Source organism: Leifsonia sp. PARNA 1/14 (genome assembly GCF_055720965.1).
Genome location: NZ_JBVQSP010000001.1, coordinates 987,055 through 1,006,940, shown reverse-complemented (window position 1 = coordinate 1,006,940; position 19,886 = coordinate 987,055). Strand labels below are relative to the sequence as shown.

The window sequence follows — 19,886 nt, the reverse complement described above, 5'->3', positions numbered from 1 at the left end:
TTTGGAGCTGCGTCACGCGAGCGCCGCTACGGCGACTCCTCGGGTTCGGCTCGAGCCAGCGGGAGCGCCGGACGGTCTCCTCGACGAACCGGAAGGAGAGTTCTGCCACGATGAGCGTCACGACGATCGACACCACGGCCGGGATCGGTGTCTTGTCGCCGGGCAGGCCACGGAAGGCCTCGGTGATGAGGATCAACGCCGGGAAGTGCCAGAGGTAGAGCGAGTACGAGATATCGCCAAGGTGCGTCAGGAGCGGGTTGTCGAGGGGGTTCAGCCAGGATGCGCGTGCCGGGCGCCACGGAAACGCGATGAACACGGCGGCGCTGAGCACGGCGACGAGCGCCCATGGCGCTGGGAACCCGTCGCTGGAGGGGGTGATCACGGCCGCCGCGATCATGCCGGCAAGCGAGATGAGCATGATCATCGGTCGCACGATCGCGGGGACACGTTCGAACAGCGGCATGCAGAACGCGACGGTCGCGCCGACCGACAGCTCCCAGAGGCGGGCCGGCGTGATGAAGTACGCAGTCGCGATGTCGGCCTGAGTGAGCTGCAACGAGACGAGGAAAAGCCCGGCCGTGATGACGAGTGTCACGAGGGCGCCGGTGACGCGCGGATGACGATCGCGGGCCACGAGCAGTGCGATCACCAGCACCGCGATCGGCCAGACCAGGTAGTACTGCTCTTCGAGGCTGAGCGACCAGTAGTGCTGCAGCGGGGAGGTCTGGGCGCCCTGGGCGAAATAGTCCGTCGCCTCGGCCGCGTACCGCCAGTTCGACACGAAGAAGAGCGACGCTACGGCGTCCCACACCGTCGACATGAAGCGGCCCGTGCTGAACAGCGCGAAGGCCCCGATCAGCGTGGCCACGATGACGGTCGCGGACGCCGGGATGAGGCGACGGATGCGACGCCGGTAGAACGCGAAGAAGCGGATGGTCCCGGTGCGCTCGTACTCCCTGTAGAGCAAGGAGGTCATGAGGAAGCCGGAGATCACGAAGAAGATGTCGACACCGACGAAACCGCCGGCCGGCCACTCGAACGCATGATTGAGAATCACCAGCCCGACGGCGAGAGCGCGCAGCCCCTGCAAATCCATGCGCTTCACCGCACGCACAGCCGGCATACCGCTTTTCGGGGTCGCAGTCGCTCGTCGGCGCGCGCCCGATTCTGCTCGGGTACGGGGCTGGGTATCTGACGTCATGTGTTTCGGGCCTCGTCGAGTGCGGTGAAACATCGACGGTAGCGGGGCGATCACGCCGCGCGGGCGCTCACCAGAGGCCGTCCCCGCTGCTCGCCTGGCGTCAGGCGGCGCGGGTCACCCCGACCGTCACCCGCGCAATCATCTATGCGCGAGCCACGTCGGGCGCGTCAGGCGCCGAGACCGCCCGGGTGCGCCAACCGCCAACCGAATCCCGGATCGGGAACGTCCTTCGCCAGGGCGAGGTCGATCGTCTTCGTCGCCCCGTTGAGCGTGAACGAGATCCGCCCGACGATGTCGCCCTTGAAGCCCGACTGGATGGGACGCGTCGTGAGGTCGACCTGGATCGGGGTGTCCGACCACACCACGAGCGTCTCGCCGCTGGTGGCGACCAGGTTCGACGAGGCGCCCCACGGCGTCGTGTACGAGCCGAACACCTGCCCGCTGGTCGCGGCGTCCACCTCGTGGAACCCGGCCTGCATGCTCGTCAGCAGGCCGGTCACCCCGGCCCAGAGCGTGTCGTGGTCGGACGCGCCGAGCACCACGCCGAGCACCCGCACCTTGACCTTGCCGACGGGCACCTCTGCCGAGAAGAGCAGGCAGAATCCCGCCTCGTCGGTGTTGCCGGTCTTGATCCCGTCGACGCCGTCCACCCCGAGCAGCGCGTTCGTGTTGTCCTGGGCGCCTGCTCCCGGCAGCGTCGCGGACTTCTGCGACACGATCGACGACAGCACCGGCGAGGCGAGCACGAGCTTGCCGAGCCCGATCAGGTCTTTGGTGCTGCTGACGTTGCCGGGGTCCAGACCGTCCGGTGTGACGACCTTCGTACCGCCGAAGCCCTTGCTCTTCAGCCACGAATTCGCGGCCGTGACGTACGCAGAGGTCGACCCGTACGCCCAGTTCGCGAGCGAGATCGCGTAGTTGTTGGCCGACGGGAGCAGCATCGCCGTGATCGCCTGCTTCTCTGTCATCGAGGTCCCCGCCTTGACCGGGGCCCACGAGCCGCCGTCGGCGATGACCTCGTTCCAGATGTCGACGTCCTTCTGCGTGAACGAGATCGTCGGACCCTCCGAGGAGCCGTCCAACGGCTTGGCGTCGAGCACGACGAGCGCGGTGATCGTCTTCGTCATGCTGGCGATCGGCATGCTCGCGTCGCTGCCGTGGTACTCGGTGGCACCGGGATAGTCGGGCGCGGTGATGGCCGCCGATCCGTAGCCGGGCCAGGCGAGCTGAGCGGCCGCCTGGGTGAGCGCCTTCTCATGCTGGGTCACCGCGGCGGTGGCGGGCACCGGGGTGACGATCGAGCCCGCGAGGTAGAGCAGTGCCACCAGCAGCACGCCCCCGACGCCGAAGACGGCGATCCGGCGACGACGGTAGACCTGCTTGCGGTTCAGACGGCGCGGCGGATCGGCGAGGACTTGCTGGGGCACCCTCGGAGTCTACGGAAGATGCTCAGGCATCTCCTGAGAACGCGCCCGTCCCGGCAGACTCGGCCGGTCGCATCGCCCACAGCACGACGGCGCTCGCCGACGCGACGTTGAGCGAGTCCACGCCGTGCAGCATCGGGATCGTCACGACGGTGTCCGCGGCCGCGAGCGCCCGTCGGCTGAGCCCGTCGCCCTCCGCCCCGAACACCAGGGCGACCCGCTCCGGCGCGTCGGCGGCGTACGCGTCGAGCGAGACCGCCTCATCGGCGAGAGCGAGCGCCGCGAGCTCGAACCCCGCGTCGTGCAGCAACGGCGCGGCCTCGTCCCACTCCGGCAGCCGGGTCCACGGCACCTGCAGCACGGTCCCCATGCTCACCCGCACGCTGCGCCGGTACAGCGGGTCGGCGCAGCGCGGACTGACGAGCACCGCATCGGCGCCGAGACCGGCGACGCTGCGGAAGATCGCCCCGACGTTGGTGTGGTCGACGATGTCTTCGAGGACGACGACCCGCCGGGCTCCGGCGAGCAGTTCGCGCGGGTCGGGAAGCTCGGGCCGGTGCATCGCGGCGAGAGCGCCCCGGTGCAGGTGGTACCCGGTCAGCTGCTCGAGCAGAGCGGACTCCCCCACGAACACGGGCACGTCGGGGAACGGCTCCAGCAACGGCGCGACGTCGTCGAGCCACTGCTCCTGCAGCAGCACGGAGCGTGGGCGGTGCCCGGCCGCCAGCGCGCGTGTGATCACCTTGGTGGATTCGGCGATGTAGAGACCGCCCTCCGGCTCGCTCACGCGTCGCAGCGCTACGTCGGTCAGACGCGAGTAGTCGGCGAGGCCGTCGGCGGTCAGGTCGGTCACACGATGGATCTGCACCCGTCCAGATTGCCAGTCGACGGAAACAAATCCGAAAAGCAGCCGGTTTAGACTCCAGTGAGGATCGACCGGGAGGTGACTGTGACCACGGAGGCACGCGCGGCCACACTGACGACGGAGCTCTCCCCCGAGCTGTCCCGCGGCATCGACCTGGCCGAGTCGCTGCTCGCCGGCCTGACGTTCGCGGTGCTCACGGGAGCCGGCGTCTCCACCGATTCGGGCATTCCCGATTACCGCGGGGAGGGCGCGCCCAAGCGCACCCCGATGACGTTCCAGCAGTTCCTCGCCGACGACCGGTACCGCAAGCGGTACTGGGCCGGCAGCCACCTGGGCTACCGCCGGTTCGCCGCGGCGCACCCCAACGACGGGCATCGTGCCCTCGCCGCACTGGAGGCCGCGGGCGCCGCAAACGGCGTCATCACGCAGAACGTCGACGGCCTCCACAAGCAGGCGGGCAGCCGGCGCGTCGTCGACCTGCACGGCTCGATGGATCGTGTGCTCTGCCTGGTCTGCGGCCAGATCTTCGCGCGCGAAGCGATCACGGCGCGCATCGACGCCGCGAACCCGTGGCTCGACGCCGAGGGCGCAGTGGAGATCGCTCCGGACGGCGACGCCATCGTCACCGACGTCGACTCGTTCGTCGTGCCCGACTGCACCGTCTGCGGCGGCCATCTGAAGCCCGACGTCGTCTTCTTCGGCGAGTTCATCCCCGCCGAGAAGTACCGGGAGGCCAGCGCGCTCGTGCGCGGCGCCGACGCGCTCGTCATCGCCGGGTCGTCGCTGGTCGTCAACTCCGGCATCCGCCTCCTCGAGGAGGCCCGGCGCAAGCGACTCCCGATCGTGATCGTCAACCGGGGCGAGACCAAGGGCGACAACCGCGCCGCCATTAAGCTGGACGGCGGGACCACCGAGACGCTGGTCGAGCTCGCTCACCGACTCGCCTAGCACGACGCGCGTCCTTCGACGAAAGGACGTGCGTGACCTTCATCTCGCTCGTGCGGCACGGCCAGACCGACTGGAACCTGGCCAAGCGCATCCAGGGCTCCAGCGACATCCCCCTCAACGGCACCGGCCGCGCGCAGGCCGACGCGACCGGGCGCGCGCTCGCCGGCGGCCGGTTCGACGCGGTCTTCGCCAGCCCGCTCAGCCGTGCGGTCGACACGGCGCGCATCATCGCAACGCACCTCGGCCTCGGCGAGCCGGAGCGTCTGCCCGCGATCGCCGAGCGCCGCTACGGCGAGGCGGAGGGGCTGACCGGCGCGGAGATCCTCGAGCGCTGGCCGGAGGGCACTCCCGTGCCGGGCCGCGAGACCCGCGAGGAGGTCGTGGAGCGCGCACTTCCCGCCCTGCTCGAGCTCGGCGACGCCCACCCCGGCGAGAGCCTCATCGTGGTCAGCCACGGCGGCGTCATCGGCTCGCTCGTGCGCCACGTGACCGACCACGCCCTCCCCGGGCCCGGCGAGGTGATCCCGAACGGCTCGGTCCACCGGTTCCGGTACGACGACGGCCGCTTGACCCTCGACCGCTTCAACCTCGGTCCGGAAGACCGCGACCTGTTCACGGCCTCCGTGCTCTGACCGCTCAGCGGTCGCTACGCCGTTTCGCGCGTGCAGCCGTCGCGGTGAGCACCGTGAGCAGGCGCTCGGCGGATGTCGTCCAGGTGTACCGGGCGGCCTCCGCGCGCGAGCCGGCCGAGCGCTCGGCCCAGACGCCGGGCTCCTCCAGGTGCCGGATGCGGGCGACGAGCGCCTCGGCGTCGTCGGCCGGGAAGTACAGCGCCGAACGCCCGCCGATCTCGCGGAAGATGGGGATGTCGCTCACGACGACCGGGGTTCCGAGGGCCATCGATTCGACGAGCGGGATGCCGAACCCTTCGTCGTGGGAGGCCGTGACGAGAGCCGTCGCGTGCGCCAAAGTCTCTGCGTAGTCCTCGTCGGTCGCTCCGTCGTGGAAGACCAGCTGCGCGCCGGGGGCGAGGGCGCTGAGCCGATCCCGCTCAGCGGGCGTCACCCGGCTCATCAGGTGGAGGCGGTAGTCGGGCAGCTGCGCCGCGGCGCGGACCAGGGTGTCCACGTTCTTGTACGGCATGAACGACCCCATGAAGACGAGGCTCTTCGACTCGGCCTGCGTGCGGGCAGCGCGCTCCTCCGGGATCGGCGGCATGTCCGCGGCGTTCGGGACCACGGACACAGGGCGCCGGGTCAGCTTGTGCTCGGCGATCAACGCCTTGGTGGTCTCCGACACCGTCACCACGGCGTCCGACCGGTTGAGCAGCAGCCGCTGCGGCCACCACGCCAGGTGGTACAGCCTCCAGAGCACCCGTACGAAGCCAGGCAGATCGCGCGGCGGCGTGGGGTGGCGGTAGTAGATGAGGTCGTGGACGGTCAGCACCAGCCGGTAGCGCCGTCCGAAGCCGCCCATCGTCTGCATGGGAGTGAACACGACGTCGGGCTTCAGCTTGTTGACCGTCCGTGCGATCCACGGCTCGCCGACGGCGGTCGGCGACGCGATGAGCTCCCACGGGAGGTCGGGCAGCAGCTCGAGCTGACGGTGGTCGCTGATCAGCATGGTCACCGCGTGCCGCTCGGCGAGCGCGCCCACCAGGCCCGCCGTGAACCGGCTGATCCCGTCGTGGCGCCCGACGCGGGTGTACCGGCAGTCGAAGAGGATCCTCACGCGGTGCCCTCCGCGCGAGCGGGCGAGAGCAGCCCTTGCTCGGCGAGGAAGGCCTCGATGGCGCGCGCGGCCTCCACCGGCTTCTCGTAGTGGATGAGGTGCCCGACGTCGGGGATCTCGACGAGGCGGGCGTCCGGGAAGAGCCCGCGGAGCCGCCGTTCCGCTGCGATCGGGGTGATGTCGTCGTCGACGGCCGCGACCAGGAGCGTCGGCTCCGGAATGCGCGCCGCATATTCGCTGACGTCGTGCGCGACGGAAGCACGGAAGGCTTGCAGCACCACCCTCCGGTCGCTGAACGCCGAGAAGTAGCTGTCGTGCTGCCCGTGGATCCAGGAGCGCAGCCCGCGGTCGCGCGTCTTGGCCATCGCCTCGCTCATGACGCGCACGATCACGCGGTTGCGCAGCAGTGCGAAGCCGAGGCGCTCCGGCAGCGCGGCGGCGAGCCGGTAGTAGAAGATCGCGAGCCGCGTCAGCACACCGCGCGGACCGGCCAGCGCCGGCTGGCCGATGGGGTTGACGAGCACGACGGAGTCCGGCCGGGGCGCGTCCGCGTCGGCCAGCGTCGCCGACACGACGATCGACCCGAACGAGTGGCCGAGCAGCACGACACGTCCGTCGAGGTGGAGGGCCGCCACGAACGCGCGCAGCCACCGCGAGTAGCCGTGGATGTCGTGGTCGTGCTCGGTCATCGGGGTCGACTCGCCGAAGCCGGGGAGATCGGGCGAGATCAGCCGCAGACCGCTCAGCTGCGCCACGACGGGCTCGAGCCCGTGGTGGTCGCCGCGGAAGCCGTGCACCAGCACGAGCGTCGTGTGCGCATCCGTCTCGCCGTACTCCCAGTACCGCGTCATCCCGCCGAACAGCGCGAGTTCACCGCGGCGCACGGGGACGCGGCCCAGCGCCTCCGCGTACGGAGAGGCGGCGTACCGTGTCGAGGAGGTCATCGCCGTCCAGTCTAAGCGGCGCCTCCCTGCGCACCGTGAATGCTCGCCGAGGACTGGACAGCGCAGGGCGCGGAGGTCCTAGACTTCACTGGATGTAATCGCTTGCATGCCCCAGGTGCACGACCCGCGGGCCCCGCGCTCGAGAAGGAGAACCGTGAGCTTCACCGCTCCCATCACGCTGCCTGGGCTGGCGCTCGACCCCCAGTGGTACCGCAAAGCGGTGTTCTACGAGGTCATGGTGCGGTCGTTCGTCGACAGCAACGGCGACGGCTCCGGCGACATCGCGGGCCTCACCTCCAAGCTCGACTACCTGCAGTGGCTCGGCATCGACGCGCTGTGGCTGCCGCCGTTCTTCCAGTCCCCCCTGCGCGACGGCGGCTACGACGTCTCGGACTTCAAGTCGATCCTGCCGGAGTTCGGCACGATCGAGGAGTTCCGCGACCTCGTCACGAAGGCCCACGAGCGCAACATGCGCATCATCATCGACCTCCCGATGAACCACACCTCCGATCAGCACGAGTGGTTCCAGCAGTCGCGCAGCGATCCGGAGGGACCGTACGGCGACTTCTACGTCTGGAACGACACCGACGACAAGTGGCCGGACATCCGCATCATCTTCGTCGACACCGAGGACTCCAACTGGGCGTTCGACGAGGCGCGGCGGCAGTACTTCTTCCACCGGTTCTTCTCGCACCAGCCCGACCTCAACTTCGAGAACCCGGCCGTGCACGACGCGATGTTCGACGTCGTGCGGTTCTGGCTCGATCTCGGCGTGGACGGCTTCCGCCTGGACGCCATCCCGTACCTCTACGAGTCCGACGAGGGCAACGGCGAGGGCGAGCCGCCCACGCACGAGTTCATCAAGAAGATGCGGACCATGGTCGACCGCGAGTATCCCGGCCGGATGATGATCGCGGAGGCCAACCAATGGCCCCGCGAGGTCGCCGCGTTCTTCGGCACTCACGACGAGCCGGAGTGCCACATGGCCTTCGACTTCCCCGTGATGCCGCGCATCTTCTACGCGCTGCGCAGCCAGCAGGCCAACGAACTCATCCGGGTGCTGTCCGAGACGACCGACGTGCCCGACGGCTCCGCCTGGGGCGTGTTCCTGCGCAACCACGACGAGCTCACGCTCGAGATGGTCAGCGAGGAATACCGGCAGGCGATGTACGGCTGGTACGCGTACGACCCGCGGATGCGCGCGAACATCGGCATCCGGCGCCGGCTGGCCCCGTTGCTCGACAACTCGCGGGCAGAACTCGAGCTGGCGCACGCCCTGCTGTTCTCCCTCGAGGGCAGCCCGTTCCTCTACTACGGCGACGAGATCGGGATGGGCGACAACATCTGGCTGCCCGACCGCGACAGCTCGCGCACCCCGATGCAGTGGACGCCCGACCGCAACGCCGGGTTCTCGACCGCCGACCCGGGCAAGCTGTTCCTCCCGATCGTCCAGTCGCTCGTCTTCCACTACAACCAGGTGAACGTGGAGGCGCAGCTCGCACAGTCCCGCTCGTTGCTGCACTGGATCCGCAACGTCATCCACGTGCGCAAGGCGCACCCGGTGTTCGGGCTCGGCGACATGCGCGTGCTCCCCACCGACCACGAGTCGGTGCTGGCCTTCGTGCGCAGCTACGAGGGCAGCGGCACGCACTTCGGCGACCAGCCGGAGGACGTGCTCTGCGTCTTCTCGTTCGCGCACAACCCGGTCTCCGTGAGCCTGGAGGCTCCGGAATTCGCCGGAGGCGTGCTCTACGACCTGTTCGGCGGCGCGGAGTTCCCGACCGTCGCCGACGACGGCCGCTTCACGCTGACGCTGGGTACGCAGAGCTTCTACTGGCTGCACATCGAGCCACGCCGGGCTTAGCTGTTTCTGCGGCGCGCCTGCGGCGCTGCACGAGAGTGACAGCGGTCGTTCCTACGCTGGCTGCATGAGCAACTGGCATCACGAACTCGGCGTCTTCGATCTCGAGACAACGGGTGTCGATGTCGAATCGGCGCGGATCGTGACGGCCCACGTCGGCCTGCTCGGGCCGGACGGCGAGGTGAAGCACGGCCGGTACTGGCTGCTCGACCCCGAGGTCGAGATTCCGCAGGAGGCCACCGCGGTGCACGGCATCACCACCGAGCTCGCCCGCGAGAAGGGCATGGACGCCGGCGCGGGCGTCGAGGCGATCGTCGACCAGCTGCGCCGGCTGTTCGACCGTGGCATCCCCGTCGTGGCCTACAACGCCCCGTACGACTTCACGCTGCTCGACCGGGAGGCGCGCCGGCACGGGATCGAGCCGCTCGCCTCCCCCGGCCCCATCATCGACCCGCTGGTCATCGATCGCGCGGTGGACCGCTTCCGCCCCGGCAAGCGCACGCTGACCGTCACCGCCACGCACTACGGTGTCGAGCTCATCGCCGCGCACGACGCCGCCGCCGACGCGATCGCCGCGGGCCGGCTGGCGCAAGCGCTCGTGCGCGAGCACGGCGAGGTGCTGTCGATCGCGGCCGCCGAGCTGCACACCAAGCAGATCGACTGGTGCCGCGAGCAGGCCGCCGACTTCCAGGAGTACATGCGTCGCGCGCGCGATCCCGAGTTCACCGCCTCAGGGCTCTGGCCGATTCGCTGACGCCCCGGTTTCTGGGGTCTGGCTGCGCGTCTGGCGGCCCGCTACCCTCGGTGCCATGAGTGATCCGAATCTGAACCCGCAGCCCCTGCCTCCGCAGCAGCCGCAGCAACCTCAATACGGCGCGTACCAGGCGCCGCAGCCGGCCGGTTACAACACCATGTCGATCGTCGCGTTCATCCTCGCGTTCTTCGTCAGCATCGTCGGCATCATCCTGGGCTTCGTCGCCCTCTCCCAGATCAAGCGCACCGGCGAGCAGGGACGCGGCCTCGCACTGGCCGCCGTCATCATCGGCTTCGTCGAGGTCGCCATCGGCATCCTCGTCTTCATCTTCGTGCTGATCGCGCTCGGCATCGCGGCCTCCCAAGGCAACACGACCTACTGAGGTCTCACGAACCTCCCGCCGCACAACGCAGAGACCCCGCGCTGCGTCCCGAAGGACGCAGGGCGGGGTCTTCTGCGATGCGGCTTACTTGCCGAAGTTCTTGTAGCGCGTGTTGAACTTCTCGACGCGGCCGGCCGAGTCGAGGATGCGCTGCTTGCCCGTGTAGAACGGGTGCGACTCGGACGAGATCTCGACGTCGATGACGGGGTAGGTGTTGCCGTCCTCCCACTCGATGGTCTTCTCGCTGGTCACGGTGGAGCGGGTCAGGAACGTCGCACCCGAGGCCAGGTCGCGGAAAACCACGGGGGCGTAGTCGGGGTGGATGCCAGTCTTCATGAGGACTTCCTTGTTGCGTAGTGTTCGGTCGGTCGTGTCTGCGCGCGAAAGCGCGCCGACGGGAAGCTTTTTCGGTTCTCACCTGCCGCAGAGCGGACACGATGAAGGAGAACCAGCTAACGAGTTTAGCAGATCTGTCAGTCGGCTGACGCCTGACGCGCCCGGGCGGTGTACCGGCCCGCGGTCTCGGTGAGCTCGACGTCGATCCCGAACGTCTCGCTCAGCGACTCGCTGGTCAGGACCTCCTCGATCGGGCCCTGCGCCGCGATGCGGCCGTCCTTGAGCAGCAGGGCACGGTTGAAGCCGACCGGGATCTCCTCGACGTGGTGGGTGACCATGACGATCGCCGGCGACTTCGGGTCGCTCGCGTAGCCGCCGAGCAGCTGAACGAGCTCTTCGCGACCACCGAGGTCGAGGCTGGCGGCCGGCTCGTCGAGCAGCAGGATCTCGGGGTCGGTCATGACCGACCGGGCGATCTGCACGCGCTTCTGCTCGCCGTCGCTCAGGCTGCCGAAGGTGCGCTCGGAGAGGTGCTCCAAGTGCCACTCCGCGAGCACACGACGGGCGCGGCGCTCGTCGATCTCCTCGTAGAGCTCGTTCCAGCGGCCGGTCACGGCGTACGCGGCGGTCATCACGACGTCGAGCACGCGCTCGGTGCGCGGGATGCGGCGGGCGAGCGCCGTGGAGGCGAACCCGAGCAGCGGGCGCAACTCGGCCAGGTCGCTGTGGCCGACGGTCTCACCGAGCACCACGGCCTCCCCCGACGACGGGTGGAAGGCGGCCGCCGCGATCTGCAGCATGGTCGTCTTGCCTGCGCCGTTGGGACCGAGGATCACCCAGCGCTCGTCCGGCTCCACCGTCCAGTCGACGCCTTGGAGGACGGGGTTGCCGTCCCGGACAACGGACACGTCGTGAAGTCGGAGAACACTGCCTGCCATGCCGTCTAGCCTACCGGCGTCAGGAGGACGTCAACGACCGGTAGACGGCGCGGGTCTGCTCGGCGATGGCGGTCCAGCTGAACTCGGTCTCGGCGCGGTCGCGACCGGCCGCGCCCATGCGCGCCGCACGCTCGGGATCGCTCACGACCTCCGTGAGCGCCGCCGCCAGGTCGCGGACGAACGTCTCCGGATCGGTGGGAGTGCCCGTGCCGTCCTGCAGCTGCTCGATCGGCACGAGCCGCCCGGTCACGCCGTCGACGATCACCTCGGGGATGCCTCCGGTCGCCGTCCCGACGACCGGGAGACCGCACGCCATCGCCTCCAGGTTCACGATGCCGAGCGGTTCGTAGATCGACGGGCAGACGAACACGGTGGAGGCCGTGAGCGCGGCCCGCAGCTCGTCGTTCGGCAGCAGCCGGTCGATCCAGACGACGCCGTCGCGCTCGGCCTTCAGCCCGTCCACCAACCCGGTCACCTCCGCGAGGATCTCTGGCGTGTCCGGCGCGCCGGCGCACAGGATCACCTGCACCTCAGGCGGCAGCAGCCGCGCGGCCCGAAGGAGGTACGGCAAGCCCTTCTGGCGCGTGATCCGGCCGACGAAGATGACCGACGGCCGGTCCGGGTCGATGCCGAGCGCACGCGCCTTGTCGTCGTCGTGCAGCGGCGTCCAGCGCTGGAGGTCGATGCCGTTGTAGACCACGGTGACCTTCTGCGGGTCGAGCGACGGGTACGAGGCGAGGATGTCGCGGCGCATCCCGTCGGAGACGGCGATCACGGTGTCCGCCGCCTCGAAGGCGGTCTTCTCGATCCAACTCGAGACCCGGTAACCGCCGCCGAGCTGCTCGGCCTTCCACGGCCGCAGCGGCTCGAGGCTGTGCGCGGTGACCACGTGCGGGACGCCGTGGAGGAGCTTCGCGAGGTGGCCCCCGGCGTTGGCGTACCAGGTGTGCGAGTGGACGACGTCCGCGCCGCCGCAGTCCTGGGCCATCTGGAGGTCGACCCCAAGGGTCGTGATCGACCCGTTGGCCGCGGCGAGCTCCGCCGGCACCCGGTAAGCGAAGGTGTCGGCCTCGTCGCGCGGCTCGCCGAAGCAGCGCACGCGCACTTCAGTATCCGTTCTGAGGGCACGGACCAGCTCGGTCACGTGCACCCCGGCGCCGCCGTAGATGTCCGGCGGGTACTCCTTGGTCAGAAGATCAACGCGCATGTCGAGAACGCTAGTACAGCCCCCCGGTTGCCTCTACTGTGGTGCCTATGGCAGCAGGCAAGAAGATCTTCGGCATCGTCCTCGCAGGTGGAGAGGGCAAGCGGCTGATGCCGTTGACCGCCGACCGCGCCAAGCCGGCCGTGCCGTTCGGCGGTCAGTACCGCCTCATCGACTTCGCGCTGTCGAACCTGATCAACTCGCAGCTGCGCCAGATCGTCGTGCTCACGCAGTACAAGTCCCACAGCCTCGACCGCCACGTGTCGCAGACCTGGCGCCTCGACGGGATGCTGAACTCGTACATCGCGTCGGTGCCCGCCCAGCAGCGGCTCGGCAAGCGCTGGTTCAGCGGCTCGGCCGACGCCATCCTGCAGAGCCTCAACCTGTTGCGCGACGAGCGCCCCGACATCGTCGTCGTGGTGGGCGCCGACCATGTCTACCGCATGGACTTCGGCCAGATGCTGCAGGCGCACATCGACTCGGGAGCCGCGGCCACCGTCGCGGCCATCCGCCAGCCGATCGCGCTCGCCGACCAGTTCGGGGTGATCGAGGTCGACGCGCACGACACCTCCCGCATCGCCGCATTCCGCGAGAAGCCGACGGACCCGGTGGGGCTGCCCGACTCCCCCGACGAGGTGCTCGCCTCGATGGGCAACTACGTCTTCGACGCCGACGCCCTCATCGACGCGGTGGTGCGAGACGGCGACCGGCCCGACTCCAACCACGACATGGGCGGCGACATCATCCCCGACTTCGTGTCGCGAGGCGAGGCCGGGGTCTACGACTTCAGCAACAACGACGTGCCCGGTTCGACCGACCGCGACCGCTACTACTGGCGCGACGTGGGGACGATCGACTCCTTCTTCGAAGCCCACACCGACCTCATCTCGGCCCTGCCGGTCTTCAACCTCTACAACCGGGAGTGGCCGATCTTCAGTCAGGTGCTCAACTCGCCCCCGGCGAAGATCGTCCGCGACGGCCGCGGAGCGCTCGGCACGACGATCGACTCGATCGTCTCGCTCGGCTCCGTGATCTCGGGCGCCCACCTGGAGCGCAGCGTGCTCGGCCCGTGGGCGACCGTCGACTCCGGGGCCAAGGTCGTGGACTCCGTCGTGTTCGAGCGCGCCGTCATCGAGCCGAACGCGTTCGTCGGCCGGGCGATCCTCGACAAGGACGTCGTCGTGGCGGAGGGGGCCCGCATCGGCGTCGATCCCGACCGCGACCGTGTGCGCGGGTTCACCGTCACCGAGTCCGGCATCACGGTCGTCGGCAAAGGCGTGCACGTCGTCCCATGAGCACCGGCTACCCCCACGACGGCTCCCGCCCCTCCGAGCGGGCCGCCCGGTTCCTCGTCGTCCTCGACGCCGACTCCACCCTCATCCATGACGAGGTCATCGAACTGCTCGCCGAGGAGGCCGGCAGCCGGACCGAGGTCGCCGACATCACCGAGCGCGCCATGCGCGGCGAGCTGGACTTCGAGGAGAGCCTCCGGGAGCGCGTCCGCACCCTCGCCGGGCTGCCGGTGGAGGTCTTCGAGCGCGTCGGCGAACGCATCCGTGTCACCGACGGCGTGCCCGAGCTGATCGCCGGCGTGCAGGCCGCCGGCGGCGAGGTCGGCGTGGTGTCGGGAGGATTCCACGAGCTGCTCGACCCGCTCGCCGAGCGACTCGGCCTCGATCACTGGCGCGCCAACCGGCTCGCCGTGAGCGACGGCACGCTGACCGGCGAGGTCGACGGCCCCGTCGTCGACGCCGCCGCGAAGGCGCAGGCGCTGCTGTTCTGGGCGGCGGAGTGCGGCGTGCATCTGCGGCAGACCGTCGCGATCGGCGACGGCGCCAACGACCTCCGCATGATGGCGGAGGCCGGGCTGGCGGTCGCGTTCAATGCCAAGCCGCGCGTGCGCGCCGAGGCCGACCTGGTGATCGACGGGCAGGATCTCGCCCAGGTCCTCCCCCTGCTCGGCCTCCGCGGCTGAACGTCAGTCCGTCAGTGACCCATCCCGAGGCCGCCGTCGACCGGGATCACCGCGCCCGACACATACCCGGCATCGTCGCCCGCCACCCAGGTGACGACGCGCGCGACCTCGTTCGGCGACGCGAAACGGCCGGCGGGGATGTTCTTCTTGTAGTCGGCCTGCTGCGCTTCGGGCAGCGCGGCCGTCATGTCGGTCTCGATGAAGCCGGGCGCGACCACGTTGGCGGTGATGCCGCGGGCGCCGAGCTCGCGCGTGATCGAGCGCGCCATGCCGACGAGGCCCGCCTTACTGGCCGCGTAGTTCACCTGACCCGCCGAGCCGTAGAGGCCGACGACGCTCGAGATGAGCACGACTCGGCCCCAGCGGGCCTTGAGCATGCCCTTGGAGGCGCGCTTGACCACGCGGAACGCCCCGCCGAGGTTCGTCTCGACGACCGTGTCGAACTCCTCGTCGCTCATGCGCATGAGCAGCGTGTCCTTCGTGATGCCCGCGTTGGCCACGACGACCTCGACCGGGCCGAGCTCGGCCTCCACCTGGCTGAACGCCGCATCGACCGAAGCCGCGTCCGTCACGTCGGCGCGCACCGTCAGGGCGCCGGTCGGCCCCTCGCCGGAGCGGGCCGTGACGGCCACGCGATGCCCCTGCGCCAGGAACTCCTCCGCGATGGCGTAGCCGATGCCGCGGTTGCCTCCGGTGACGAGAACGGTGCGTGGCGTGGTCATGGAGGCGGTCCTTTCGACGAATCGGCCCCGTGCGGGCCGGGTACCAGTTTATGGACGTACGCTTGAGACAACGCACATGAAGCAGCCACGCCCGTCCATCACGAATCTTCCGCTCTCGCCGGACGAAGAGCGCAAGCGCCGGATGATCAAATACTCCGTCGCCATGGGGGTTCGCATCGTCTGCGTGATCGCCGCGCTCTTCATCGGCTGGCCCTGGGCGGCGATCCCGCTGGTCGGCGCGATCTTCCTGCCGTACTTCGCCGTCGTCATCGCCAATGTCGGAGCCGATCCGCGTCAAGGAGAAGCACAGCGTCCGGGCAATATCCTTCCGATGGCGCCTCCTCCGCCGGGAGAGCACGGCGACCGACAGGAGGACGAGTGATCGGACTGGGCGAACCGGCCCCGCTCACGTGTTCGCGTGCCGGCTGCGGCGACACCGCGTCCTGGCGGATCGAGTGGCGCAATCCGCGCATCCACACCGCCGATCGAGTCAAGGTCTGGCTCGCGTGCGACGAGCACGTGGACTTCCTGCGCGAGTTCCTGGCCGCGCGCGAGTTCCCGGTGACCGTCGTCGCCGTGGCCGACGATCACGGCGAGAGGACCAGCGCGTGACCGCCACCCAGCGTCCGCAGCAGCAGGACGCCGACCTCCCGGAGCAGCCGGACGTCGAAAGCACCTCGCGATCCCCTGGAGGCTGGGGCTTCGCGTTCTCGCGGCGCTGGCTGGGCTATCTCGCGTTCGCGATCGTCTTCGCCATCGCCTGCGGCTTCCTCTCCAACTGGCAGCTCGCCCGCAGCAAGGAGGCCGCAGCCGCCAACGCGCTCATCTCGCAGAACTTCTACTCGCACCCCGCTCCGCTCGCCGACGAGCTGCCGTCGCTCGGGGCGTACTCGCCGAAGCAGGAATGGACCCGGGTCACCGTGACCGGCACGTACGAGACGGACAAGGAACTGCTGGCACGCAACCGCCCGTTCAACGGCAGCCCCGGCTTCGAGGTGCTCACTCCGCTGCGCACCGCCGACGGCTCGCTCTTCATCGTCGACCGCGGCTGGGTGCCGACCGGGAACAACAGCGACGCGCCCGACCACGTTCCCGCCGCGCCGTCCGGAACGGTCACCGTCGTCGCGCGCCTGAAGGCCTCCGAGCCCGCCATTCAGGGACGCACCGGCGTCGGGATGCAGGTCGGCACCATCCAGCTCTCGGTCGTCAAGCAGAAGCTCGGCGACGCCGACGTCTATACGGGCGCGTACGGGCTGCTCGACTCGCAGAAACCGAACCCGGCCAGCGCACCGACACCGACGGTCACCGACCCGCCCACGCAGGACGAGGGGCTGCATTGGTCGTACATGATCCAGTGGATCATCTTCGCGCTCATCGGGTTCTTCGGCCTCGGCTACGCGCTGCGCACCGAGTACCGCAAGCGCAACGAGCACGATCCCGCCGAGAAGGCGCGTGCCGCCGAACGCGAGCGCCGGCGGGCCGCGAAGCGCAGCGACGCCGACGTGGAGGACGAACTCCTCGACGCCGGCCGCTGAGCCGGCTGCGCCGTCAGGCCAGCGAGATCAGTTCGAGGTAGTCCCTGTTCCAGTGGTCCTCGACGCCGTCGGGGAGGATGAGGACGCGCTCGGGATTCAGCGCCTCGACCGCTCCCTCGTCGTGGCTCACCAGCACGACGGCGCCCTCGTAGTGCGCCAGCGCGTCCAGGATCTCGTCGCGGCTCGCGGGGTCGAGGTTGTTGGTCGGCTCGTCGAGCAGCAGCACGTTCGCGCCGGAGACGACGATCATCGCCAGCGCCAGCCTGGTCTTCTCGCCGCCCGACAGCACTCCGGCCGGCTTGTGCGCGTCATCGCCCGTGAACAGGAACGAGCCCAGCACCTTGCGGGCCTCCGTCTCGGTGAGGTTCGGCGACGACGACACCATGTTCTGCAGCACGGAACGCTCGACGTCGATCGTCTCGTGCTCCTGCGCGTAGTAACCGATCCGGAGGCCGTGACCCGGCTCGACCTCCCCGGTGTCCGGCTCGTCGACACCCGCGAGCATCCTCAGCAGCGTCGTCTTGCCCGCGCCGTTGAGCCCGAGCACCACGACCTTCGAGCCGCGGTCGATGGCGAGGTCGACCGCCGTGAAGATCTCCAGCGAACCGTAGCTCTTCGACAGGTCAGACGCCTGCAGCGGGGTCTTGCCGCACGCGGCCGGCGTCGGGAAGCGCAGCTTGGCGACGCGATCGACCTGGCGCACCTCGTCGAGGCCGGCGAGCAGCTTCTCGGCGCGCGCCACCATCTGGTGCGCGGCCGCCGCCTTGGTCGCCTTGGCGCCGAACTTCGCGGCCTGCAGCTGGAGGGCGCTCGCCTTCTTCTCGGCGTTCGCGCGCTCCTTCTTGCGCCGCTCCTCGTCGGCCGCCCGCTGGCGCTGGTAGTTCTTCCAGCCCATGTTGTAGATGTCGATCACCTGGCGGTTGGCGTCGAGGTAGAAGACCCGGTTGACCGTCTCGCCGACGAGCTCCACGTCGTGCGAGATGACGATGAACCCACCCGAGTAGCTCTTGAGGAAGTCGCGCAGCCAGACGACCGAGTCGGCGTCGAGGTGGTTGGTGGGCTCGTCCAGGATCATGGTGCGCGCGTTCGAGAAGAGGATGCGCGCGAGCTCGATGCGGCGCCGCTGACCGCCCGACAGGGTCTTGAGCGGCTGGTCGAGGATGCGGTCGGGGAGGTTCAGATTGGAGGCGATGGAGGCGGCCTCCGCCTCGGCGGCGTACCCGCCGAGCAGGTGGAACCGCTCCTCCAGCCGCCCGTACGTCTTCATCGCGGCCGCGGAGACCGCGGCGTCGTCGCTGGCCATGTCGTGCGTGGCCTTCTGCATGCCCAGCACGATCGTGCCGAGGCCGCGGGCGTCCAGGATGCGCGTGCGCGCCAGGTCGTCGAGGTTGCCCGACCGCGGGTCCTGGGGCAGGTAGCCCAGTTCACCCGTGCGATCGACCTTGCCCGCCGTCGGCAGGAGGTCGCCCGCGAGCACCTTCGTGAGCGTCGTCTTGCCCGCCCCGTTGCGGCCGACGAGCCCGATCTTGTCGCCGTCGGCGACACGGAAGCTGACGTCCTCCATCAGCAGGCGCGCTCCGACGCGGAGTTCGAGATCGTGCACGGCGAGCACAGTGGTGTTCCTTTACGTTCGTGAATTGGCAAACGAGTGGTCCCGACACGCCGTCGCTCCGGTGCCGGAGGCGGCGTGTCGGGACCATTCGAGAAGGTTCTAGATGGCGAAGCCGAGGGCGCGCATCATGTCGCGGCCGTCGTCGGTGATCCGCTCCGGACCCCACGGCGGCATCCACACCCAGTTGATGCGGAAGGCTTCGACGATGCCGTCGAGGCTCTCGGCGGTCTGCTCCTCGAGCACGTCGGTGAGCGGGCAGCCGGCGCTCGTGAGCGTCATCGAGATGATGAGGGCGTTGTTCTCCTCATCCCAGGCCAGATCATAGATGAGGCCCAGGTCGACGACATTGATCCCGAGCTCCGGGTCCATGACGTTCTTCAGTGCCTCTTCGACCTCGTCGAAGAGCGCCGGGCTCAGCGTGGCGGGCATATCGGAATTCTACCTCCGGGCTCTCGCTCAGGCCTCGGCCAGCTCGGCCGCCGCGGCGGACGCGGACTCGGGGGCGTCGACGAAGCGGTCGTAGCCCTCCTCCTCCAGGCGCTCGGCGAGCTCGGGGCCGCCCTGCTCGGCGACCTTGCCCGCGACGAACACGTGCACGAAGTCCGGCTTGATGTAGCGGAGGATGCGCGTGTAGTGCGTGATCAGGAGGATGCCGAGGCCGGTGTTGGCCTTGGCGCGGTTCACGCCCTCCGAGACCACCTTGAGCGCGTCCACGTCGAGGCCGGAGTCGGTCTCGTCGAGAACGGCGAACTTGGGCTTGAGCAGCTCGAGCTGGAGGATCTCGTTGCGCTTCTTCTCGCCGCCCGAGAAGCCCTCGTTGACGTTGCGCTCGGCGAACGAGGAGTCCATGCGCAGCTGGCCCATGGTCTCGCGGACGTCCTTGACCCAGGTGCGGATCGCCGGCGCCTGGCCGTCGATCGCGGTCTTCGCGGTGCGGAGGAAGTTGGTGTTGGTGACACCGGGGATCTCGACCGGGTACTGCATGGCGAGGAAGAGCCCTGCGCGGGCGCGCTCGTCGACGGTCATCGCGAGGACGTCCTCGCCGTCGAGCGTGATGGTGCCGCGGGTGACGGTGTACTTCGGGTGGCCGGCGATCGTATAGGCGAGGGTGGACTTGCCCGAGCCGTTAGGGCCCATGATGGCGTGGATCTCACCTTCGCGGATGGTCAGGTCGACACCGTTGAGGATGGGCTTGGTGCCCTGGTCCGTCTCGACGGTGACGTGCAGGTCGCGGATCTCGAGGACTGACATGTGCTTACTGAATCTCTTTCGTGGCGGTCGGGTCGATGTAGACGTCTCCGTCGATGACCTCGACCTGGAAGACGGGGACCGGCTCGTAGGCCGGGAGGTTGAGCGGCTTGCCGGTGATGAGGGAGAACTGGGAGCCGTGCGCCCAGCATTCGAGCGTCTCCCCCTCGATGAAGCCTTCGGACAGCGAGATCTCGCCGTGCGTG

23 protein-coding genes are annotated in these 19,886 nt (G+C 69.3%); 10 read left to right on the top strand and 13 right to left on the bottom strand.

What is annotated here, in order from left to right; genetic code table 11:
• The 3 genes from AC0HS0_RS05000 to AC0HS0_RS04990 form a co-directional block, all read right to left on the bottom strand.
• Window positions 1-1,096 (bottom strand): acyltransferase family protein (locus AC0HS0_RS05000; RefSeq protein WP_472962064.1); only part of this gene is annotated, 1,096 nt, incomplete at its 3' end.
• Window positions 1,097-1,368: 272 nt separating this feature from the next.
• The gene (locus tag AC0HS0_RS04995; protein ID WP_472962063.1) at window positions 1,369-2,628 is read right to left on the bottom strand and encodes a D-alanyl-D-alanine carboxypeptidase family protein; all 1,260 of its coding nucleotides are present in this window, start codon (window positions 2,626-2,628) and stop codon (window positions 1,369-1,371) included.
• Between the two features lie 22 nt (window positions 2,629-2,650).
• Complete coding sequence (locus tag AC0HS0_RS04990) at window positions 2,651-3,493, bottom strand: TrmH family RNA methyltransferase (RefSeq protein WP_472962061.1); 843 nt, start codon at window positions 3,491-3,493, stop codon at window positions 2,651-2,653.
• Window positions 3,494-3,568: 75 nt separating this feature from the next.
• Here AC0HS0_RS04990 and AC0HS0_RS04985 point away from each other — a divergent pair, with 75 nt between their 5' ends.
• On the top strand, window positions 3,569-4,438 hold the full coding sequence (locus AC0HS0_RS04985) for a Sir2 family NAD-dependent protein deacetylase (RefSeq protein ID WP_472962059.1): 870 nt from the start codon (window positions 3,569-3,571) through the stop codon (window positions 4,436-4,438).
• Between the two features lie 32 nt (window positions 4,439-4,470).
• Window positions 4,471-5,070 carry a histidine phosphatase family protein gene (locus tag AC0HS0_RS04980; protein WP_472962058.1) on the top strand — a complete coding sequence of 200 codons (600 nt, stop codon included), beginning with the start codon at window positions 4,471-4,473 and terminating at the stop codon, window positions 5,068-5,070.
• 4 nt (window positions 5,071-5,074) lie between these two features.
• On the opposite strand, the gene AC0HS0_RS04975 is transcribed toward AC0HS0_RS04980, so the two are convergent.
• Together AC0HS0_RS04975 and AC0HS0_RS04970 are read right to left on the bottom strand one after the other, a co-directional pair.
• Window positions 5,075-6,169 carry a glycosyltransferase family 4 protein gene (locus tag AC0HS0_RS04975; protein WP_472962056.1) on the bottom strand — a complete coding sequence of 365 codons (1,095 nt, stop codon included), beginning with the start codon at window positions 6,167-6,169 and terminating at the stop codon, window positions 5,075-5,077.
• Entirely contained in the window at window positions 6,166-7,113 is a 948-nt protein-coding gene (locus tag AC0HS0_RS04970) for an alpha/beta fold hydrolase (protein ID WP_472962055.1), read from the bottom strand. The genes AC0HS0_RS04975 and AC0HS0_RS04970 overlap by 4 nt, the downstream gene beginning before the upstream one ends.
• Window positions 7,114-7,267: 154 nt before the next feature.
• Here AC0HS0_RS04970 and treS point away from each other — a divergent pair, with 154 nt between their 5' ends.
• The 3 genes from treS to AC0HS0_RS04955 all read left to right on the top strand — a co-directional run bounded on the left by treS (window position 7,268) and on the right by AC0HS0_RS04955 (window position 10,110).
• Window positions 7,268-8,977 carry a maltose alpha-D-glucosyltransferase gene (treS, locus tag AC0HS0_RS04965; RefSeq protein ID WP_472962054.1) on the top strand — a complete coding sequence of 570 codons (1,710 nt, stop codon included), beginning with the start codon at window positions 7,268-7,270 and terminating at the stop codon, window positions 8,975-8,977.
• Window positions 8,978-9,041: 64 nt separating this feature from the next.
• The gene (locus AC0HS0_RS04960; protein WP_472962053.1) at window positions 9,042-9,728 is read left to right on the top strand and encodes an exonuclease domain-containing protein; all 687 of its coding nucleotides are present in this window, start codon (window positions 9,042-9,044) and stop codon (window positions 9,726-9,728) included.
• Window positions 9,729-9,783: 55 nt separating this feature from the next.
• On the top strand, window positions 9,784-10,110 hold the full coding sequence (locus AC0HS0_RS04955; protein WP_472962052.1) for a DUF4190 domain-containing protein: 327 nt from the start codon (window positions 9,784-9,786) through the stop codon (window positions 10,108-10,110).
• 84 nt (window positions 10,111-10,194) lie between these two features.
• On the opposite strand, the gene AC0HS0_RS04950 is transcribed toward AC0HS0_RS04955, so the two are convergent.
• The 3 genes from AC0HS0_RS04950 to glgA all read right to left on the bottom strand — a co-directional run bounded on the left by AC0HS0_RS04950 (window position 10,195) and on the right by glgA (window position 12,591).
• Entirely contained in the window at window positions 10,195-10,446 is a 252-nt protein-coding gene (locus tag AC0HS0_RS04950) for a type B 50S ribosomal protein L31 (RefSeq protein WP_055916022.1), read from the bottom strand.
• 137 nt (window positions 10,447-10,583) lie between these two features.
• Window positions 10,584-11,384 (bottom strand): ABC transporter ATP-binding protein, encoded by an 801-nt coding sequence (locus AC0HS0_RS04945; protein WP_472962051.1) that lies wholly within the window; start codon window positions 11,382-11,384, stop codon window positions 10,584-10,586.
• A 19-nt stretch (window positions 11,385-11,403) separates the two neighbouring features.
• Window positions 11,404-12,591 carry a glycogen synthase gene (gene glgA, locus AC0HS0_RS04940; protein WP_472962050.1) on the bottom strand — a complete coding sequence of 396 codons (1,188 nt, stop codon included), beginning with the start codon at window positions 12,589-12,591 and terminating at the stop codon, window positions 11,404-11,406.
• Window positions 12,592-12,638: 47 nt separating this feature from the next.
• On the opposite strand from glgA, the gene glgC reads away from it, so the two are divergent.
• Entirely contained in the window at window positions 12,639-13,883 is a 1,245-nt protein-coding gene (glgC, locus tag AC0HS0_RS04935; protein ID WP_472962048.1) for a glucose-1-phosphate adenylyltransferase, read from the top strand.
• Window positions 13,880-14,563, top strand: coding sequence for a phosphoserine phosphatase SerB (gene serB, locus AC0HS0_RS04930; protein WP_472962046.1), 684 nt, complete (start codon window positions 13,880-13,882; stop codon window positions 14,561-14,563). Before glgC ends, serB begins: the two co-directional genes overlap by 4 nt.
• Window positions 14,564-14,574: 11 nt before the next feature.
• Here the strand turns inward: serB and fabG are convergent, their stop codons facing one another.
• Window positions 14,575-15,285: a 3-oxoacyl-ACP reductase FabG gene (fabG, locus tag AC0HS0_RS04925; protein ID WP_472962044.1), complete on the bottom strand. Its 711-nt coding sequence runs from the start codon at window positions 15,283-15,285 to the stop codon at window positions 14,575-14,577.
• Between the two features lie 76 nt (window positions 15,286-15,361).
• On the opposite strand from fabG, the gene AC0HS0_RS04920 reads away from it, so the two are divergent.
• From AC0HS0_RS04920 to AC0HS0_RS04910, 3 genes are read left to right on the top strand one after another with little or no spacing between them, the layout of a single operon-like run.
• On the top strand, window positions 15,362-15,667 hold the full coding sequence (locus AC0HS0_RS04920; RefSeq protein ID WP_472962042.1) for a DUF3099 domain-containing protein: 306 nt from the start codon (window positions 15,362-15,364) through the stop codon (window positions 15,665-15,667).
• Window positions 15,664-15,897 carry a hypothetical protein gene (locus AC0HS0_RS04915; RefSeq protein ID WP_472962041.1) on the top strand — a complete coding sequence of 78 codons (234 nt, stop codon included), beginning with the start codon at window positions 15,664-15,666 and terminating at the stop codon, window positions 15,895-15,897. The genes AC0HS0_RS04920 and AC0HS0_RS04915 overlap by 4 nt, the downstream gene beginning before the upstream one ends.
• A complete protein-coding gene (locus AC0HS0_RS04910; protein ID WP_472962039.1) occupies window positions 15,894-16,820 on the top strand; it encodes an SURF1 family cytochrome oxidase biogenesis protein in 927 nt (308 codons plus the stop codon). Before AC0HS0_RS04915 ends, AC0HS0_RS04910 begins: the two co-directional genes overlap by 4 nt.
• 13 nt (window positions 16,821-16,833) lie before the next feature.
• Here the strand turns inward: AC0HS0_RS04910 and AC0HS0_RS04905 are convergent, their stop codons facing one another.
• The 4 genes from AC0HS0_RS04905 to AC0HS0_RS04890 form a co-directional block, all read right to left on the bottom strand.
• A complete protein-coding gene (locus AC0HS0_RS04905) occupies window positions 16,834-18,432 on the bottom strand; it encodes an ABC-F family ATP-binding cassette domain-containing protein (protein WP_472962038.1) in 1,599 nt (532 codons plus the stop codon).
• A gap of 99 nt (window positions 18,433-18,531) precedes the next feature.
• The gene (locus AC0HS0_RS04900) at window positions 18,532-18,861 is read right to left on the bottom strand and encodes a metal-sulfur cluster assembly factor (RefSeq protein ID WP_055916008.1); all 330 of its coding nucleotides are present in this window, start codon (window positions 18,859-18,861) and stop codon (window positions 18,532-18,534) included.
• Between the two features lie 27 nt (window positions 18,862-18,888).
• Complete coding sequence (gene sufC / locus AC0HS0_RS04895) at window positions 18,889-19,683, bottom strand: Fe-S cluster assembly ATPase SufC (RefSeq protein ID WP_472962037.1); 795 nt, start codon at window positions 19,681-19,683, stop codon at window positions 18,889-18,891.
• 4 nt (window positions 19,684-19,687) lie between these two features.
• The coding region (locus AC0HS0_RS04890) for a Rieske 2Fe-2S domain-containing protein (RefSeq protein ID WP_472962035.1) at window positions 19,688-19,886 on the bottom strand (199 nt) is incomplete at its 5' end.

What these genes read in the sequence shown, in the direction of transcription:
- serB (WP_472962046.1), top strand. Translation starts at nt 13,880, where the DNA reads ATGAGCACCGGCTACCCCCACGACGGCTCCCGCCCCTCCGAGCGGGCC.
- AC0HS0_RS04955 (WP_472962052.1), top strand. Translation starts at nt 9,784, where the DNA reads ATGAGTGATCCGAATCTGAACCCGCAGCCCCTGCCTCCGCAGCAGCCG.
- fabG (WP_472962044.1), bottom strand. Translation starts at nt 15,285, where the DNA reads ATGACCACGCCACGCACCGTTCTCGTCACCGGAGGCAACCGCGGCATC.
- AC0HS0_RS04945 (WP_472962051.1), bottom strand. Translation starts at nt 11,384, where the DNA reads ATGGCAGGCAGTGTTCTCCGACTTCACGACGTGTCCGTTGTCCGGGAC.
- AC0HS0_RS04960 (WP_472962053.1), top strand. Translation starts at nt 9,042, where the DNA reads ATGAGCAACTGGCATCACGAACTCGGCGTCTTCGATCTCGAGACAACG.
- AC0HS0_RS04970 (WP_472962055.1), bottom strand. Translation starts at nt 7,113, where the DNA reads ATGACCTCCTCGACACGGTACGCCGCCTCTCCGTACGCGGAGGCGCTG.
- AC0HS0_RS04900 (WP_055916008.1), bottom strand. Translation starts at nt 18,861, where the DNA reads ATGCCCGCCACGCTGAGCCCGGCGCTCTTCGACGAGGTCGAAGAGGCA.
- AC0HS0_RS04950 (WP_055916022.1), bottom strand. Translation starts at nt 10,446, where the DNA reads ATGAAGACTGGCATCCACCCCGACTACGCCCCCGTGGTTTTCCGCGAC.
- glgA (WP_472962050.1), bottom strand. Translation starts at nt 12,591, where the DNA reads ATGCGCGTTGATCTTCTGACCAAGGAGTACCCGCCGGACATCTACGGC.
- AC0HS0_RS04920 (WP_472962042.1), top strand. Translation starts at nt 15,362, where the DNA reads ATGAAGCAGCCACGCCCGTCCATCACGAATCTTCCGCTCTCGCCGGAC.
- glgC (WP_472962048.1), top strand. Translation starts at nt 12,639, where the DNA reads ATGGCAGCAGGCAAGAAGATCTTCGGCATCGTCCTCGCAGGTGGAGAG.
- sufC (WP_472962037.1), bottom strand. Translation starts at nt 19,683, where the DNA reads ATGTCAGTCCTCGAGATCCGCGACCTGCACGTCACCGTCGAGACGGAC.